The organism is Streptomyces sp. NPDC049687 (assembly GCF_044465285.1).
GTDB lineage: Bacteria > Actinomycetota > Actinomycetes > Streptomycetales > Streptomycetaceae > Streptomyces.
Genome location: NZ_JBITLN010000001.1, coordinates 932411 through 948151 on the forward strand (window position 1 = coordinate 932411; position 15741 = coordinate 948151).

A 15741-nucleotide genomic window follows, 5' to 3' on the forward strand; every position below is an offset into this window, starting at 1 on the left:
CGAGGGGTGGGTGGGGAATCTCAGCGAGCCGCTCTGTCCCACCCCCAAGAGCCGCGCGCAGGATCATTCAGTCCCGGGATGAGCCTGCAATCACAGGGTCAGGACGGTCGGCCTCAACAACGCTCGTGATCAATACACCTAGGCGGCGTTGCTGGTGCCGTCGGCTTCGAGTGCGCGGTCGTAGCGGTGGAGCAGCAGGCTCGCCATCGCGGGGTGGGTGCCCAGAGGCGCCGACGCGATCCACGGGGCCGCGTCCGCGCACTCCGTCGCGAAGCGGCCCGGGGCCGTGAAGTACGAGGCGACCGCCACGCGGTGCCGGCCCCTTGCCGCCAGAGCGTGGACCGCCGTCGGGACCGTCGGTGTCGCCGTCGAGGCGTACGCGGGGACCACCGGGACCCCCAGACGTGCCGCCAGGAGGTCGGCCGTACGGCGGGTGTCGACCGCCGAGTCGGGGTCGCGGGAGCCGGCGGCCGCCAGGACCACCGCGCTCGTGCGGCGCTGGGACTCCGTCATGTCGGGGCGCCAGCCCGCCTCGACCAGACGGGTGTACAGGGTTTCCACCAGCAAGGGGTGCGGACCAAGCGGGGCCGCCACGCGCGTGCGTAGCCGTGCCCGCGCCGCCATCTCGGGGATGTCGCGCTTGACGTGGTAGCCGCGGGCGAGGAGCAGGGGGACCAGGACGGCGTCCGTGGTGCCGCGGGCGTCGAGGTCGGCCAGGGTGTCGGTGAGCAGGGGCTCGTTCAGCTCGATGTGGCCGAGGTGCACCGGCAGGCCGGGGCGCTGTGCGCGGACGCGGTCGAGGAGGGTGCGTACGGTGCTCAGGGCGCGCGGGTCGCGGCTGCCGTGGGCGACGACCACGAGCGCGGGCGGGGCCGGGCGCCGGCGGCCGGCGAGCTGGACGAGGCTTGGCTGGCTCATGCACCGATCCTGGCGGGGCGAGGTTGCACCCCCGTTGCCTGACCGTCACGAGTATTTTCCGGGGGTTCACCGCCGGGGTGGGCGCGGTGTGAGGTGCCCACCGCGCCGGGCGGCGAACCGGATCACGGCGCTCAGCGTCTTCCCAGGCCGAACGGGATTTCGACCCAGATCGACGCAGGGGGCACCTCATGAACGTCCGTCGACCGCGGCTGCCGCGCACCCGTGCCGGGCGGCGCCGGCTGGTGCAGGCCGTGATGGCGGGGTGTGTGCTCGCTCTGCTGCCGGCCACCTGGCTGTACGTGTCCACGGCCGGCCGGATCGGTACGACGGCCGGGGCGCCGCGCACCGAGGTCGCCGTGGTCTTCGGGGCGGGGCTGTGGGACGGGGAGCCGTCGCCGTATCTCGCGCACCGGCTGGACGCGGCGGCGAAGCTGTACCGGGCGGGCCGGATCGAGGTCGTCCTGGTCACCGGTGACAACAGCCGCGAGGACTACGACGAGCCGGACGCCATGCGGACCTATCTCACCGCGCACGGGGTGCCGGACGGGCGGATCGTCAGTGACTACGCCGGCTTCGACACCTGGGACTCGTGCGTGCGCGCCAAGAAGATCTTCGGCGTGGACCGGGCCGTCCTGATCAGCCAGGGATTCCATATCCGGCGGGCCGTCGCGCTGTGCGAGGCGGCGGGCGTCGACTCGTACGGCGTCGGCGTGGCCGCCAAGCACGACGTGACCTGGTACTACGGGGGCGCACGGGAGGTCTTCGCGGCGGGCAAGGCGGCCCTGGACGCGGTGTTCCGGCCCGATCCGCGCTTCCTCGGGCCGCGGGAGAAGGGCGTGGAACGGGCGCTGGCGGCGGCCAGGTGACTCCGCGCGGCCCCCGCGCTCCCGCGCGCCCGGTTCGACCTGCGGCCCGGTAGCCCCGGCCGGCCCCGGCCGTGCGCCTCACGGCGGGCGGAGGCCGGCGGGGAGGGCACCACCACACCGCCGTAACAGGAGACCGCACGGCGTGTAACACGGCCGAAGCACGCTGAAACGCATGCGGACCACCTCGACGCCCACCCACTGCCCGTACTGCGCCCTGCAGTGCGGGATGGCCCTGTCGCCCCTGCCCACGGGAGGCGTCGAGGTGGTCGAGCGCCCCGACTTCCCGGTGAACCGGGGCGCGCTGTGCGGCAAGGGCCGTACGGCGCCGGCGGTGCTCTCGTCCCGGGTGCGCCTGACCTCCCCGTTGGTGCGTTCCGGTGACTCGCTCGTGCCGGCCACCTGGGACGAGGCACTGGACCGGATCGCCGGTGAGCTGCGGCGGGTGCGTGGCGAGCACGGGCCCGACGCGCTCGGGGTGTTCGGCGGCGGCGGGCTGACGAACGAGAAGGCGTACGCGCTGGGCAAGTTCGCGCGGGTCGTGCTGGGCACCTCGCAGATCGACTACAACGGCCGTTTCTGCATGTCGTCGGCGGCGGCGGGCGGCATCAAGGCGTTCGGCCTGGACCGCGGACTCCCCTTCCCGATGGAGGACATCCCGAAGACGGGCTGCGTGATCCTCGTCGGCTCCAACCTCGCGGAGACCATGCCGCCCTCCCTGCGCTTCTTCAGCGAACTGCGGGAGAACGGCGGCACGCTGATCGTCGTCGACCCACGCCGTACGAAGACCGCCGAACAGGCCGACCTGCATCTGATGCCCCGCCCCGGCACCGATCTCGCGCTGGCGCTCGGCCTGCTGCACCTGGTCGTCGCCGAGGGGCGGGTCGACGAGGAGTACGTCGCGGAGCGGACCGCCGGCTGGGAGGACGCCCGCGCGGCGGCCATGGCCCACTGGCCGGAGTACGTGGAACGGATCACGGGGGTGTCCGTTCCCCAACTCCGCGAGACCGTGCGGATGTTCTGCGAGCCCGAGGCCGCGATGGTGCTCACCGCGCGCGGCCCCGAGCAGCAGTCCAAGGGGACCGACACGGTCGGCGCGTGGATCAACCTCTGCCTGGCGACGGGGCGGGCGGGCCGGCCGCTGTCCGGCTACGGCTGTCTGACCGGGCAGGGCAACGGGCAGGGCGGCCGTGAGCACGGCCAGAAGGCCGACCAGCTGCCCGGCTACCGCAAGCTGGACGACCCGGCGGCGCGGCGGCACGTGGCCGAGGTGTGGGGCGTGGACCCCGACTCGCTGCCCGGGCCGGGGCGCAGTGCGTACGAACTGCTGGACGCCCTGGGTACGGACGTCAAGTCGCTGCTGCTGATGGGGTCGAACCCGGTGGTGTCCGCGCCGCGCGCGGCCCATGTCGAGGAGCGTCTGCGGTCGCTGGACTTCCTGGCGGTCTGCGATGTCGTCCTGTCCGAGACGGCGGCGCTCGCGGACGTGGTGCTGCCGGTCACGCAGTGGGCGGAGGAGACGGGGACGACGACGAACCTCGAGGGACGTGTCCTGCTCCGCCGGCAGGCGATCACCCCTCCGGAGGGCGTCCGAAGCGACCTGGAGGTCCTGCACGGCCTCGCGTCCCGGCTGGGCGTGGAGAAGGGCTTCCCGACCGACCCCGAGGAGGTCTTCGAGGAGCTGCGGCGGGCCAGCGCGGGCGGGATCGCGGACTACTCCGGGATCACCTACCGTCGGCTGGCGGAGGAGAACGGGGTGTTCTGGCCGTGCCCGGCGGAGCCGTCCGGTCCCGAGGAGCACACCTCGGCGAGCGTGCACCCGGGAACGCCCCGCCTGTTCCTCGACGGTTTCGCCACGCCGGACGGCCGGGCCCGCTTCACCCCGGTCACACACCGCCCGGCCGCCGAGGAACCGGACGACGACTACCCGGTCCTCCTCACCACGGGCCGGGTCGTGGCCCAGTACCAGTCGGGCGCCCAGACCCGCCGCGTGGACGAGCTGAACGCCGCCGCGCCGGGGCCGTTCGTGGAGCTGCACCCGCGGCTGGCGGCACGGCTCGGGGCGGCCGAGGGCGACCCGGTGGCCGTGGTGTCCCGGCGCGGCCGGGCGGTCGCCCCCGCCCGTATCACCGCCGACATCCGCCCGGACACGGTCTTCATGCCGTTCCACTGGCCGGGCGAGGGCCGCGCCAACACCCTCACGAACCCGGCCCTGGACCCGACCTCGCGGATGCCGGAGTTCAAGGTGTGCGCGGTACGGCTGGAGATCGCGGGCTCCTAGGGCGTGTTTCGAAAGTAGCGTCGTCCGCCCGGAGGGCGGGGCCCGCGGCGTCTGGTGCGGTGCATCGCAAGGCGGAGGGTCGTCCGCGTACCGGGCGTACGCGGGCGATCCCGACAACGCGGCGAGGCGCCGTGCCAGGCGTCGCGGGCCAGACGGGACTTTCGAAACACGCCCTAGGAGGCCTGGCGGGGCAGACGCAGGGCGAGGCCGTCCAGGACGACGTCGAGGCCGTAGGTGAACTTGGTCTCGCGCAGGACGGCCGGGTCGGACGTCTCCACGGCGTACTCGCCGGCGAGATGATCGTAGGGCGCGGCGGCCCGGCGGGCGGCGGGCATCAGGCGGTTGACGAACTCGGCCTCGGTCTCGCCGGAACGGGCGACGGTGGTGAGCCAGGCCGCCTCGGTGGTGCTGATGCCGATCACATAGCCGAGCAGCGGCTCGATCGCGCGGCCCGGCTCGGGGAAGCCGGCCGCGGTGAACAGGGCGGCGAGGCGCTCGGTGTACGTCATCAGGTTGGGCCCGAGGTAGACGAGACCGGCCTGGCCGAGGACCGAGGCGAGCCAGGGGTGCCGTAGCACCGTCCCGCGGAACGACCGCGCCGCCTCGGTGACGCCCGCGCGCCAGTCGGAGCCGTCGGCGGGCGGGGCGTACGTCTCGGCGGCGACCTCGTCCACGGCGAGCTCCATCAGCTCGTCCTTGGTGGCGACGTGCCGGTAGAGGGAGGTCGCGCCGGCGCCCAGGCGGGCGCCCAGCTTGCGCATGCTCAGCGCCTCGACGCCCTCGGCGTCCAGCATGGCGACTGCCTCGCGGACGATCGCGTCCCGGCTCAGCGAGGGCTGGTCCGGCTCGCGCTTCTGCCGGGTCCAGACGGACGGGACGGCGGTCGGGTTCTTCGCCTTGGCGGCCACGGCACACTCCGGAGATCGGGACTGGCGTACATCGTGCGCTTCAGCGTACAGAGTTCTGCACTTGCGCACACTGTTCCACACTGCGTACAGTGTGCGCATCGAACGGAACACCGTACGCAGCAGTCGGCGGAACGGTGTGCGCATGACGTGAACACCGTACGCAAGGGCTGATGAAAGGACCCGACCTTCCCATGGAAACCCGCAATCCACGCCGCTGGTGGATCCTCGTCGTGCTGTGCCTGAGCACGCTGGTCCTGACGATCGACAGCATGGCGCTGACCGTCGCGGTGCCCTCGATGACCGAGGACCTCGGAGCGAGCGCGCAGGACACCCAGTGGATCCTCGACTCCTACATCCTGGTCTTCGCGGGCCTCCTGCTCACCTCGGGCAGCCTCGGCGACCGGTTCGGTCGCCGGCGGGTGATGCTGATCGGCCTGGTGCTCTTCGGGGCGGCGTCACTGGCGGCGACGGTCTGCACGAACCCCGGCGAGGTGATCGCGGTCCGCACGGCGATGGGCGTCGGCGGAGCCCTGATCATGCCGTCCACCCTCTCCATCCTCATCACCGTCTTCGACGAGGAGGAGCGCGGCAGGGCGATGGCGGCATGGGGCTCGGTGTCCATGCTCGGCCTGGTCGGCAGCCCGGTCCTGGGCGGCGTGCTGATCGACCAGTTCTCCTGGCACTCGATCTTCTTCCTCAACGTGCCGGTCGTCGTCCTGGCGGTCGTCGCCGCTGTCGCGCTGATGCCGGAGTCCAAGGCACCGTGGCAGAAGCCGGACCCGCTGGGCGCCGTGCTCTCCGCCGTCGGCATGACCGCCCTGGTCTGGTGGATCATCGAGATCCCGCAGCACGGCGCGTTCGCCGGCCGGTCCGCCCTCAGCCTCGCGGTGGCCGTCGCCTCCCTGACCGGCTTCGCCGTCTGGGAGAACAGGACCGCGTCGCCGATGGTCCCCCTGTCCCTCTTCAAGCACCGCAACTTCAGCGGCGGTTCGCTCTCGCTGGCCCTCGTCCAGATCGGCAACGGCGGTCTGCTGCTGGTCCTCACCCAGTACCTGCAGTTCGTCCTCGGCCACTCCCCCGTCAAGGCGGGCCTCGCCTTCCTCCCCCTCGCCATCGCCGCGCTGATCGGCAACGGCCTGGGCGTGAAGCTGGCGGCGAAGATCGGCAACCGGTTCGTGATCCTCTCCGGCATGCTGGTGATGGCCGCCTGCTTCGCCCTGCTGACGACGGTCGACGCCGCCTCCGGCTTCACGGTCCCGGCGATCGCCCTCGGCCTGCTGGGCTTCGGCGCGGGCATGGCGATGCCGGCCGCGGTGGGCGCCCTGATGGGCACGATCCCGGCGGACCGGGCGGGCGTGGGCTCGGCCCTGAACGACACCATCCAGCAGGCCGGCACCGCCCTCGGCATCGCGATCCTCGGCTCCCTCCTCACCAGCGGCTACACCGCCGAGATGCCCGCCGACGCTCCCGAGGCGGCCCGCCAGTCGATCGCCGGGGCCCTGGCGGCGGCCAACGGCGACCCGGCCCTGATCCACGCGGCCCGCGAGGCCTTCACCACCTCCATGACGACCACCTTCACGGTCAGCGCGATCGGCGTCCTGGCAGCGGCGATCCTGGCAACCCTGGTCATGCGTGACCGCAAGCCGAAGGAGGAGGCGGCGGAGGCGGTCGCCAAGGCCCCGGAGCCGGTCGCCTGACCGACACGACTCCCACTCGGGGAAGGCCGGCCCCGCAACGGGAGCCGGCCTTCGGCGCGCTCCGCGTGCGCGGCCCCCCGGGGACTCAGGCTCCGCCCGTCCACCCCGGGATCGTGGGCAGGACCTTCTCCGCGACGCGCAGGAGCGTGGCGTCGTCGGGCGGCACGGAGTCCTGGCGCCAGATGGCTATCTCGTAGGAGCCGCCGCCGTCCTTCGGGTCCTGGGCGACCACGAGGCCGCGGGCACGGTGACCGGGAGCGCTCTTGGCCTTGCCGCCGCCGAGGTCGAAACTGAAGGCGATGGTCCCGGTCGAGTAGAGGACCGCCGGGCGCCCGAGGACCGTTCGCTCCCGCGCGTCGCCGCCCAGGAGGTCGGCCATCCCGGTGACCGGGAAGTCGTCGTAGGACGCCGAGAGTTGCACGGAGTACGTCGTGAACGTGACGTCCCCCTCGGGGACGGGTGCCTCACCGCTTCCGACCGACTTCACCTCCTCCCCGGGCGTTCCGAGCAGCGTCGGCAGATCCGGGCGGTTCAGCACCTTGCAGAGCTGGCTGCCCAAGAGGCGCTCGGCGTTCTTCGTCGCACCGCGCGTGGGCTTCGGCGTCGAGCAGGCCATCGAGCTCGCGCCGTTCCCGTCCCCGGAGTTCTTCTGGAACACCCACAGCCCACCCCCGATCACCGCGACCACCACGAGCGCCGCGACCACCTGGGCCCACGCGTTCGGGCTCTTCCCGGCCACAGCGACTTCTTCGGTCAAGTCCTCCATTACCCGCGGTACCCCCTGGTCACCCTGGTCCCCCGACGCGCGCCGGTCGTGCGCGCCGGGGGAGCCTAGCGGGTGACGGGGGTCCGCGGAAGCGGGTTTCCTCAGTTCACGTTCACCGCACTCCACGCCGCCGCCACCGCGTTGTACTCGGTGCTGGCGGAGCCGTAGAGGTCACGGGCGGCGTTCAGGGTCGCCGTCCTCGCCCCCGCGTAGTTCGTCGACGAGGTCATGTAGACCGTCAGCGCCCGGTACCAGATCGCGCCCAGCTTGTCCCGGCCGATCCCGGTGACCGTCGAGCCGTTGGACGTCGGGGAGTTGTAGGTGACGCCGTTGATGGTCTTGGAGCCGCTGCCCTCCGCCAGCAGGTAGGCGAAGTGGTTGGCGACCCCGGACGAGTAGTGGACGTCGAGGTTGCCGACCGAACTGCTCCAGTAGTCGGCCGAACTGCCGTCCTTGCTGGGTTTGTCCATGTACCGCAGCGCGTCCCGGCCGAAGCCGGAGCGGACGATCTTCTCGCCGATGAGGTAGTCACCGGCATCCTTGGAGTTCCCCGCGTAGAACTCCACCAGCGATCCGAAGATGTCGGAGGTCGCCTCGTTCAGGCCGCCCGACTCGCCCGAGTACGTCAGCGCGGCCGTCTTCGACGTCACGCCGTGGGACATCTCGTGACCGGCCACGTCCAGCGCCACCAGCGGGCCGAGCTGCGTGCCGTCGCCGTCGCCGTACGTCATGCAGAAGCAGCTGTCGTCCCAGAAGGCGTTGTTGTAGCTGTTGCCGTAGTGGACGCGGTTGTAGGAGCCCTTGCCGTCGTTTCCGATGCCGTTGCGGCCGTGGACGTTCTTGTAGTAGTCCCAGGTCACGTTGGTGCCGTACTGGGCGTCGACCGCGGCGGTGGAGCGGTCGGACGTCGTCCCCGTGCCCCAGTGGTTGTCCGCGTCCGTGAAGAGCGTCGCCGGGGCGCGGCTGATGCAGATGCCGAAGATGCACAGGTCGGTCTTGTTCGCCGCGTCACCCGTGTACGTGTTCCCCCGGGTCGGGTCCTTGAGCTGGTTCGTCGCCCCGGACAGGGTCGTCTCCAGGGGGACCGTGCCGCCGTACAGGGACTGGCCGTCGCCCGTCGCCGTCTCGATGGAGTCCCAGGCGTCGATCTGGGCGCCGGTGCGCGCGTCGGTCAGCACGGTGCGGGCGACCGGGTTGCCCAGGGAGTCCAGGGCCACGGCGTTGGTCCGCCAGGCCAGCCTGGGGGCGCCGTGCAGGGCGTCGACGACCAGCTGCGGCTTGGCCTTGACCTGCTTGAGGGTCTCGCCGAGGTTCGCCGCGCGCAGGGCGTTCACGGCGACGTCGGCGGCCTTCGGGGCGGACAGCCTGGGCGTGATGGTGGTGAGGGAGATCGCGCTCCTCGTCGCCCGGTTCGCGCTGCGGTACGTGCCGTCGGGGGCCAGGTGGACCACGAAGTCGCCGCCCAGGACCGGGAGTTCGCGGTAGGTACGGTCGTAGCGGACGTGCTGGGTGCCGTCCTTGTCGACGACGACGTCCCGGACGGACGTCTCCTGGGTGGAGGTGAGGCCCAGGCTCGCCGCGTGGTCGGCGAGGGCGGCGGCCGCGTTGTCGAGCGCGGTGGCGCGGGTCGGTCTGTCGGCCGCGTCGGCGGCCGGGGAGAGTACGGCGGCCAGCAGGGTGGCCGTGGTGGCGGCGATGCCGGCGGTGGCGAGACGGGAACCTCGGACGTGCTGCCGTATCCGACTCATCGGTCTCCTTGGAAAGGCGCCGTGGGGGGCGCGTGTGGGGGTGGCGCTGAGGTCGTGCCTGATGCCGTCCTGCGATTTAAGTGGGCATGACATGTCATGTCCATAGCGCCTCCGTGCCGGAGCGGTGAGGGGGCGGTGAAGGGGAGGGCGAACGGGAGAGAATCGTTTCCGTGAGCATCCCAACCACCCCGTCCCGCCCCGACCTCCCGTTCTTCGTCTACGGCACCCTCCGCCCCGGCGAGGTCAACCACGACCTGTTCCTGCGCGGCCGCACCCTGCGCGAGGAACCGGCCCGGCTGACGGACGCCGTGCTGTACGACGGCCCCGGCTATCCGTACGCGGTGGAGGAGCCGGGCGGCGGCGGCGTGGCCGGGGACCTCGTCACCGCGCGGCCCGAGGCGTACGAGCGGCTGCTGGCCGAACTGGACCGGCTGGAGGAGTACACGCCGGGCGATCCGCGCAACCTGTACGAGCGAGTGACGCGGCAGGTGGCGGTCGGCGACGGCGCGGTCCGCGCCTGGGTGTACGTCGCGGCACCCGGTGTGGCCACCCGGCTGCGGACCCGGGGGAGGATCGTCGAGGGCGGCGACTGGCTCGCCCACCGCTGACCGGTCACCCGTTCACACCCCCTGCCGCCGCTTTTCCGCGCCCCCGCCGCCCGCACACCGGTGACCTGCTGAAACGACCGCCTGATCACCCCGCCCGGCCGGACACCTGACACCCGTTCATCCCATTCCTGACATCCCCTCAGGAAGCGCGCCGGCCGCGCTGCGACTTACCTCGGAAGGGCAGGGACGCGACCCGAAGAGCCCGGAGGACCGCAGATGCGTCGCACCGCCCGTCGTACCGCCCGACTGCTGACCGGCACCGCGCTCGCCGTCGCCGCCGCGGGCGCGGTCGCCGCCCCCGTGCACGGAGCGGACGGCGATGTCGGGGATCTCGGGTTCCGCCCCGCCACCGCGGTGCCGGGCGGCCCGGTCACGGTGAACACGGCGGCGTGCGGCGAGGGCGGTACGGCGGCGGGCGACGCCGGCGCGGTGGGTGCCGGCCGCTTCACGCTGGCGCCCGGCACCCACCGGGGCGAGGCGAGCGGGGAGTTCCGGGTGCCGCCGAGCGCGCAGCCGGGGACGTACGAGATCGTCGCCCAGTGCGCGGAGGACGGCCGGCGGATCACCGGGGACCTGGTCGTGACGCTGGCCTCGGACCGGCAGCAGCCGGTGCCGCCGCGCGGAAGTGTGAAGACGGGGGTCGGCGGCGCACTCGGCCCCGACCCCGTGCAGACCGCGGCCGGTGTGGCGGCTCTCGCCGTCGCCGCCGCGGGCGGTACCTGGCTCCTGCATCGCCGGGCGAGAGGCGACGGGATCTGACGGACACCCTCCGCTGTCCGTCCAGCGGTACCGCATGTCCCCTCCCCCTCCGGGCCCGACGCCCCTCGCGGCCCGGAGGGGGGCACGGGGCCGGGCCCCGAGGAGAAGGGTTGTGATGCACATGCGCGCGGTCGGCAACACCGTCATAGCGGCCGTCACCGCGGTCGCCCTCTGCGCGGGCGCGTGGCTGCTGCGCAGCGGCGCCGAGACCCATGCCCCACCGCAGCCTTCCGCCGCCCAGGCCGCCCACGCGGGCGGCGACGACAGCGGCGACGACGCAGCCATAGGGTCCGCCCCGGCCCTGCCGCCCTCCCCGCCCGACCGGATCCGCATCCCCGCCATCCACGTGGACGCCCCCCTGACGGGCCTGGCCCTCACCGCCACCGGCGGCCTCGGCGTCCCGCCCGCCGAGAAGAAGAATCTCGCCGGCTGGTACGAGGCCGGCACCACCCCCGGCGAACGGGGCACCGCGATCGTCGCCGGACACGTCGACAACGGCGAGGGCCCCGCCGTCTTCTACGATCTCGGCGCCCTGCGCAGACACGCCACCATCGAGGTCGACCGCCGGGACGGCACCGTCGCCGTCTTCACGGTGGACGCGGTCGAGGTCCACGACGCCCGCCACTTCCCCGACACCAAGGTCTACGGCGCCGCCGCCCGCCCGGAGCTACGGGTGATCACCTGCGGCGGCGGCTACTCGAAGACGACCGGCTACCAGGGCAACGTGGTCGTGTTCGCACATCTGACGGGGAGCCACTGGACCGGCGACCGCTCCTACGCGAGCATGGCGAAGGGGATGTCCGGCCTGGCCAGGGCCCCGCGGTCCCGGTAGGCGCGCGAGCCGCGCACCTGAGGGTCTTCCGAGGTGACGGCCTCCCGCGAACTCCTCACACACCCCCTCCCACCGGCCACGGAAACCCTCACACTCCCGCCCCGCCCCCGCTGAGGGCAGCGTTCCTCGCGGGAAACAACCGTGATGCGACCGGGTAACCTCCGCACCGCACGCTCGATGACATGACCTCGAATTCGCGTGTGGTGGTGATCGGCGCCGGCCTCGCGGGCGTACGTCTCGCCCGCCGGCTCGGTGAGTTGGGTATGCCCGCGCTGCTCGTCGGCGAGGAGGAGCACCGTCCGTACAACCGGGTGCTGCTCGCCGAGGTGCTCGCCGGCCGGTACGCCCCCGAGGTGATCGCGCTGCCCGCGCCCGCCGGGCTGGTCCGGACCCGGGTCACCGGCATCGACCGCGACCGGCGGACCGTGGCCTGCGCGGACGGCTCGGAGATCGCATACGACACGCTGGTCCTGGCGACCGGCTCCAACCCGGTGCTGCCGCCCCTGCGCGGCCTGTTCACCCCGGACCACGTACTCCCCGAGGGTGTCCACGCCTTCCGCACCATGGACGACTGCCTGGGCCTGTCCAAGGCCGTACGGCCCGGCGTCCGGGCCGTGGTGATCGGCGGTGGGCTCCTCGGGGTCTCCGCGGCCCGCGCCCTCGCGGTGCGCGGCGCGCAGGTCGTGCTCGCCCAGCAGTCCGAGCGGCTCATGGAGCGCCAGCTCGACCCGGGCGCCTCCCGGCTGGTGCTCCGGCACCTGAAGGACCTCGGCGTCGAGGTCCACACCGAGTGCCGGGTGCGGGACGTGCGCTGCGTCGGCGGCGCCGTCCGCTCCGTCGAGATGGCCGACGGCTACGCGCTCGACGCCGACCTGGTGGTGCTGGCCTGCGGGGTCTCCCCGCGCGCCGGTCTCGCCAAGGCCGCGGGGATCGCCGTGCACAAGGGAATCCTGGTCGACGACGAACTCCGTACGTCCGACCCGCACATCCGCGCGATCGGCGACTGCGCCCAGCACGACGGGAACGTGTACGGGCTGGCCGCCCCGGCCCTCGAACAGGCCGATGTGCTCGCCGAGTCGCTGGCCGGGGACACCGGCTCCCGCTACACCGGCACCCGCGCCCTCACCCGGCTCACCCTCTCCGGGAACAGCGCCTTCGACCTCGCCGCGTTCGGCGAGACCGAGCCGCTCCCCGGCGACGACGTCGTGCAGCTCGCCGACGCCACCCGAGGCACCTACCGCAAGGTCGTCGTCCGCGACGACCGCCTGGTCGGCGGGGTCCTCGTCGGCGAACTCGGCACCGTCGGCGCGCTGGCGCGCGCCTGGGAGGGAGCAGAGCCGCTCCCGTCCGACGGCGGCCCCCTGCTCCACCTGCTCACCAACGATGGAGGCTCCTGATGACCGCCACCCTGGGGGCCACCCCCACGATCGTGCTCGTCGGCCACGGCATGGTCGGCCAGCGCTTCCTCGAAGCGCTCGCCGAGCGCGGCCTGACCGCCACGCACCGCGTGGTCGTCCTGTGCGAGGAGCCGCGTCCCGCCTACGACCGCGTCGCGCTCACCTCGTACTTCTCGGGCAAGACGCCCGAGGAACTCTCCATGACCGACATGGAGTTCATCGCCACCCACGGCATCGAGCTGTACGTCGGCGACCCGGCCGAGACGATCGACCGCGAGGCGAAGAAGGTCACGGCCAGGTCCGGCCAGGTCTTCGAGTACGACACCCTCGTCCTCGCCACCGGCTCCTACCCCTTCGTACCGCCGGTCCCGAACAAGGACGCCGAGGGCTGCTTCGTCTACCGCACGATCGAGGACCTCCTCGCGATCGAGGAGTACGCGAAGACCAGGGCGACGACGGGTGCGGTGGTGGGCGGCGGTCTGCTCGGACTCGAGGCGGCCGGTGCGCTGAAGGGGCTCGGACTCACCTCCCACATCGTGGAGTTCGCGCCGCGTCTGATGCCCGTCCAGGTCGACGAGGGCGGTGGCGCGGCCCTGCTGCGCACCATCGAGGACATGGGCCTGTCCGTCCACACGGGCGTGGGCACTCAGGAGATCGTCGTCGGCGAGGACGGCGCGGTCACCGGTATGAAGCTGTCCGACGGTTCCGAACTCGCCACCGACCTGGTGGTGTTCAGCGCCGGTGTCCGCCCCCGCGACCAGCTCGCCCGCGACTGCGGTCTGACGGTCGGCGAGCGTGGCGGCATCACGGTCGACGAGCAGTGCCGGACCGTGTCCGACCCGCACGTCTTCGCGATCGGCGAGTGCGCCCTCGCGGCCGACGGCCGGGTGTACGGCCTGGTGGCCCCCGGCTACGAGCAGGCGGAGACCGCCGCCGCAACCATCGCCGCGGACGAGGCGTCCTTCACCGGAGCCGACCTGTCCACCAAGCTGAAGCTGCTCGGCGTGGACGTGGCGTCCTTCGGTGACGCGCACGGCACCGCCGAGGACTGCCTGGACGTCGTCTACTCCGACTCCCGCTCGGGCCTGTACAAGAAGCTGGTCATCGGCCGGGACGGCACACTGCTCGGCGGCATCCTGGTCGGCGACGCGGACGCGTACGGCACCCTGCGGGCCCTGACGGGTTCGGTCCCGCCGATCTCGCCCGAGTCGCTGGTCCTGCCCGCGGGCTCGGGCGGCGGCGCCCAGCTCGGCCCGTCCGCCCTGCCGGACGAGGCGATCATCTGCTCCTGCCACAACGTCAGCAAGGGCACGATCCGCGGCGCGGTCACCGACCACCAGTGCACGACCGTGCCCGAGGTGAAGAAGTGCACCAAGGCGGGCACGGGCTGCGGTTCCTGCGTCAAGGTCCTCGGCCAGCTGGTCACCGCCGAGCTGGAGGCGAGCGGCGTCGAGGTCGACAAGGGCCTGTGCGGCTGCTTCTCCCAGACCCGCGAGGAGCTGTACGAGATCGTCCTCGCCCTGCGCATCAACACCTACCAGGACCTGCTGGACCGCTACGGCCGCGACGGCGCCCGGGGCGGCGACGGCTGCGAGGTCTGCAAGCCGGCGGTCGCCTCGATCATCGCCTCCCTCGCCCCGACGATCGGCGCGAGCGGCTATGTCCTGGACGGCGAGCAGGCGGCCCTGCAGGACAGCAACGACCACTTCCTCGCCAACCTCCAGAAGAACGGCTCGTACTCGGTCGTCCCGCGCATCCCCGGCGGTGAGATCACCCCCGAGGGCCTGATCGTGATCGGCGAGATCGCCCGCGACTTCGGCCTCTACACGAAGATCACGGGCGGCCAGCGGATCGACATGTTCGGCGCCCGTGTCGAGCAACTGCCGCTGATCTGGGCACGGTTGGTGGACGCCGGCTTCGAGTCGGGCCACGCGTACGGAAAGTCGCTGCGGACCGTCAAGTCCTGCGTGGGACAGACCTGGTGCCGCTACGGCGTCCAGGACTCCGTCCGGATGGCGATCGACCTCGAGCTGCGCTACCGGGGCCTCAGGTCCCCGCACAAGCTCAAGTCGGCGGTGTCGGGCTGCGCCCGTGAGTGCGCCGAGGCGCAGTCGAAGGACTTCGGCGTCATCGCCACCTCCAACGGCTGGAACCTGTACGTCGGCGGCAACGGCGGCGCCACCCCGCGCCACGCCGACCTGCTCGCCCAGGACCTCACCGACGCCGAACTGATCCGCCTGATCGACCGGTTCCTGATGTTCTACATCCGCACCGCCGACCGCCTCGAGCGCACCTCCACCTGGCTGGAGCGGATCCCCGGCGGCCTGGACCACGTGCGCGACGTGGTCGTGGAGGACTCCCTCGGCATCTGCGAGGAGCTGGAGTCCCTGATGGCGGACCACGTGGCGAACTACGCCGACGAGTGGGCGACCACCATCAACGACCCCGAGAAGCTCGCCCGGTTCGTGTCCTTCATCAACGCGCCGGACACCCCCGACCCGGTCGTCGGCTTCGTCCCCGAGCGCGACCAGATCAAGCCCGACCTGCCGCTGCTGACCATCGGCCACCGTCCCCTGGAAGGGAGCGCCCCGCGATGACCCTGGCACCCGAGACGACCGATCTGAAGGTCCAACTGCTTCTGGGAGAGGGAGCGGAGGGCTGGTTCACGATCTGCGACCTGAGCCGGCTCCTCCCCGGCCGGGGCGTGGCCGCCCTGCTGCCCGACGGCCGCCAGGTCGCCCTGTTCCGCGACCGCGCGGGCGAGCTGTACGCCATCGACAACCGCGACCCGTTCGGCGGGGCGGCGGTCCTCTCCCGCGGCCTGACCGGCACCCACCAGGGCCGCCCGTTCGTCGCCTCCCCCCTGCTCAAGCAGCGCTTCGACCTGCGGAGCGGGCAGTGCCTGGACGACGAGACGGTCCGCATCGCGACGTACGAGGTGCGGACGGCGGCCTGAATCCGGAC

The 15741-nt window shown here is 72.5% G+C and carries 13 protein-coding genes; 9 read left to right on the top strand and 4 right to left on the bottom strand.

Annotated elements, in window-relative coordinates; genetic code table 11:
- Positions 1-138: 138 nt before the first annotated feature.
- Positions 139-918, bottom strand: a complete 780-nt coding sequence (locus ACIBVL_RS04285; protein ID WP_399091421.1) for a sirohydrochlorin chelatase — start codon at positions 916-918, stop codon at positions 139-141.
- Positions 919-1106: 188 nt separating this feature from the next.
- Between ACIBVL_RS04285 and ACIBVL_RS04290 the strand changes: the two genes are divergently transcribed.
- Together ACIBVL_RS04290 and ACIBVL_RS04295 are read left to right on the top strand one after the other, a co-directional pair.
- Positions 1107-1784: a vancomycin high temperature exclusion protein gene (locus ACIBVL_RS04290; RefSeq protein WP_399091424.1), complete on the top strand. Its 678-nt coding sequence runs from the start codon at positions 1107-1109 to the stop codon at positions 1782-1784.
- Positions 1785-1956: 172 nt separating this feature from the next.
- A complete protein-coding gene (locus ACIBVL_RS04295; protein ID WP_399091427.1) occupies positions 1957-4062 on the top strand; it encodes a molybdopterin oxidoreductase family protein in 2106 nt (701 codons plus the stop codon).
- Positions 4063-4235: 173 nt separating this feature from the next.
- On the opposite strand, the gene ACIBVL_RS04300 is transcribed toward ACIBVL_RS04295, so the two are convergent.
- On the bottom strand, positions 4236-4970 hold the full coding sequence (locus tag ACIBVL_RS04300; RefSeq protein WP_399091430.1) for a TetR/AcrR family transcriptional regulator C-terminal domain-containing protein: 735 nt from the start codon (positions 4968-4970) through the stop codon (positions 4236-4238).
- A gap of 191 nt (positions 4971-5161) precedes the next feature.
- On the opposite strand from ACIBVL_RS04300, the gene ACIBVL_RS04305 reads away from it, so the two are divergent.
- Positions 5162-6667, top strand: a complete 1506-nt coding sequence (locus ACIBVL_RS04305; RefSeq protein WP_399091433.1) for an MFS transporter — start codon at positions 5162-5164, stop codon at positions 6665-6667.
- 85 nt (positions 6668-6752) lie between these two features.
- On the opposite strand, the gene ACIBVL_RS04310 is transcribed toward ACIBVL_RS04305, so the two are convergent.
- Positions 6753-7433 (bottom strand): DUF6215 domain-containing protein, encoded by a 681-nt coding sequence (locus tag ACIBVL_RS04310; RefSeq protein ID WP_399091436.1) that lies wholly within the window; start codon positions 7431-7433, stop codon positions 6753-6755.
- 101 nt (positions 7434-7534) lie between these two features.
- Positions 7535-9181: a M4 family metallopeptidase gene (locus tag ACIBVL_RS04315; RefSeq protein ID WP_399091439.1), complete on the bottom strand. Its 1647-nt coding sequence runs from the start codon at positions 9179-9181 to the stop codon at positions 7535-7537.
- Positions 9182-9351: 170 nt separating this feature from the next.
- Between ACIBVL_RS04315 and ACIBVL_RS04320 the strand changes: the two genes are divergently transcribed.
- The 6 genes from ACIBVL_RS04320 to nirD all read left to right on the top strand — a co-directional run bounded on the left by ACIBVL_RS04320 (position 9352) and on the right by nirD (position 15733).
- Positions 9352-9789, top strand: coding sequence for a gamma-glutamylcyclotransferase family protein (locus ACIBVL_RS04320; protein ID WP_399091442.1), 438 nt, complete (start codon positions 9352-9354; stop codon positions 9787-9789).
- A 216-nt stretch (positions 9790-10005) separates the two neighbouring features.
- Positions 10006-10548 (top strand): hypothetical protein, encoded by a 543-nt coding sequence (locus ACIBVL_RS04325; protein WP_399091445.1) that lies wholly within the window; start codon positions 10006-10008, stop codon positions 10546-10548.
- Between the two features lie 115 nt (positions 10549-10663).
- Positions 10664-11380: a class F sortase gene (locus ACIBVL_RS04330; RefSeq protein ID WP_399091448.1), complete on the top strand. Its 717-nt coding sequence runs from the start codon at positions 10664-10666 to the stop codon at positions 11378-11380.
- Between the two features lie 182 nt (positions 11381-11562).
- The gene (locus ACIBVL_RS04335) at positions 11563-12777 is read left to right on the top strand and encodes an NAD(P)/FAD-dependent oxidoreductase (protein WP_399091451.1); all 1215 of its coding nucleotides are present in this window, start codon (positions 11563-11565) and stop codon (positions 12775-12777) included.
- A complete protein-coding gene (nirB, locus tag ACIBVL_RS04340; RefSeq protein WP_399091454.1) occupies positions 12777-15374 on the top strand; it encodes a nitrite reductase large subunit NirB in 2598 nt (865 codons plus the stop codon). Before ACIBVL_RS04335 ends, nirB begins: the two co-directional genes overlap by 1 nt.
- Positions 15371-15733: a nitrite reductase small subunit NirD gene (gene nirD / locus ACIBVL_RS04345; RefSeq protein ID WP_399091457.1), complete on the top strand. Its 363-nt coding sequence runs from the start codon at positions 15371-15373 to the stop codon at positions 15731-15733. Before nirB ends, nirD begins: the two co-directional genes overlap by 4 nt.
- Positions 15734-15741 lie beyond the last annotated feature (8 nt).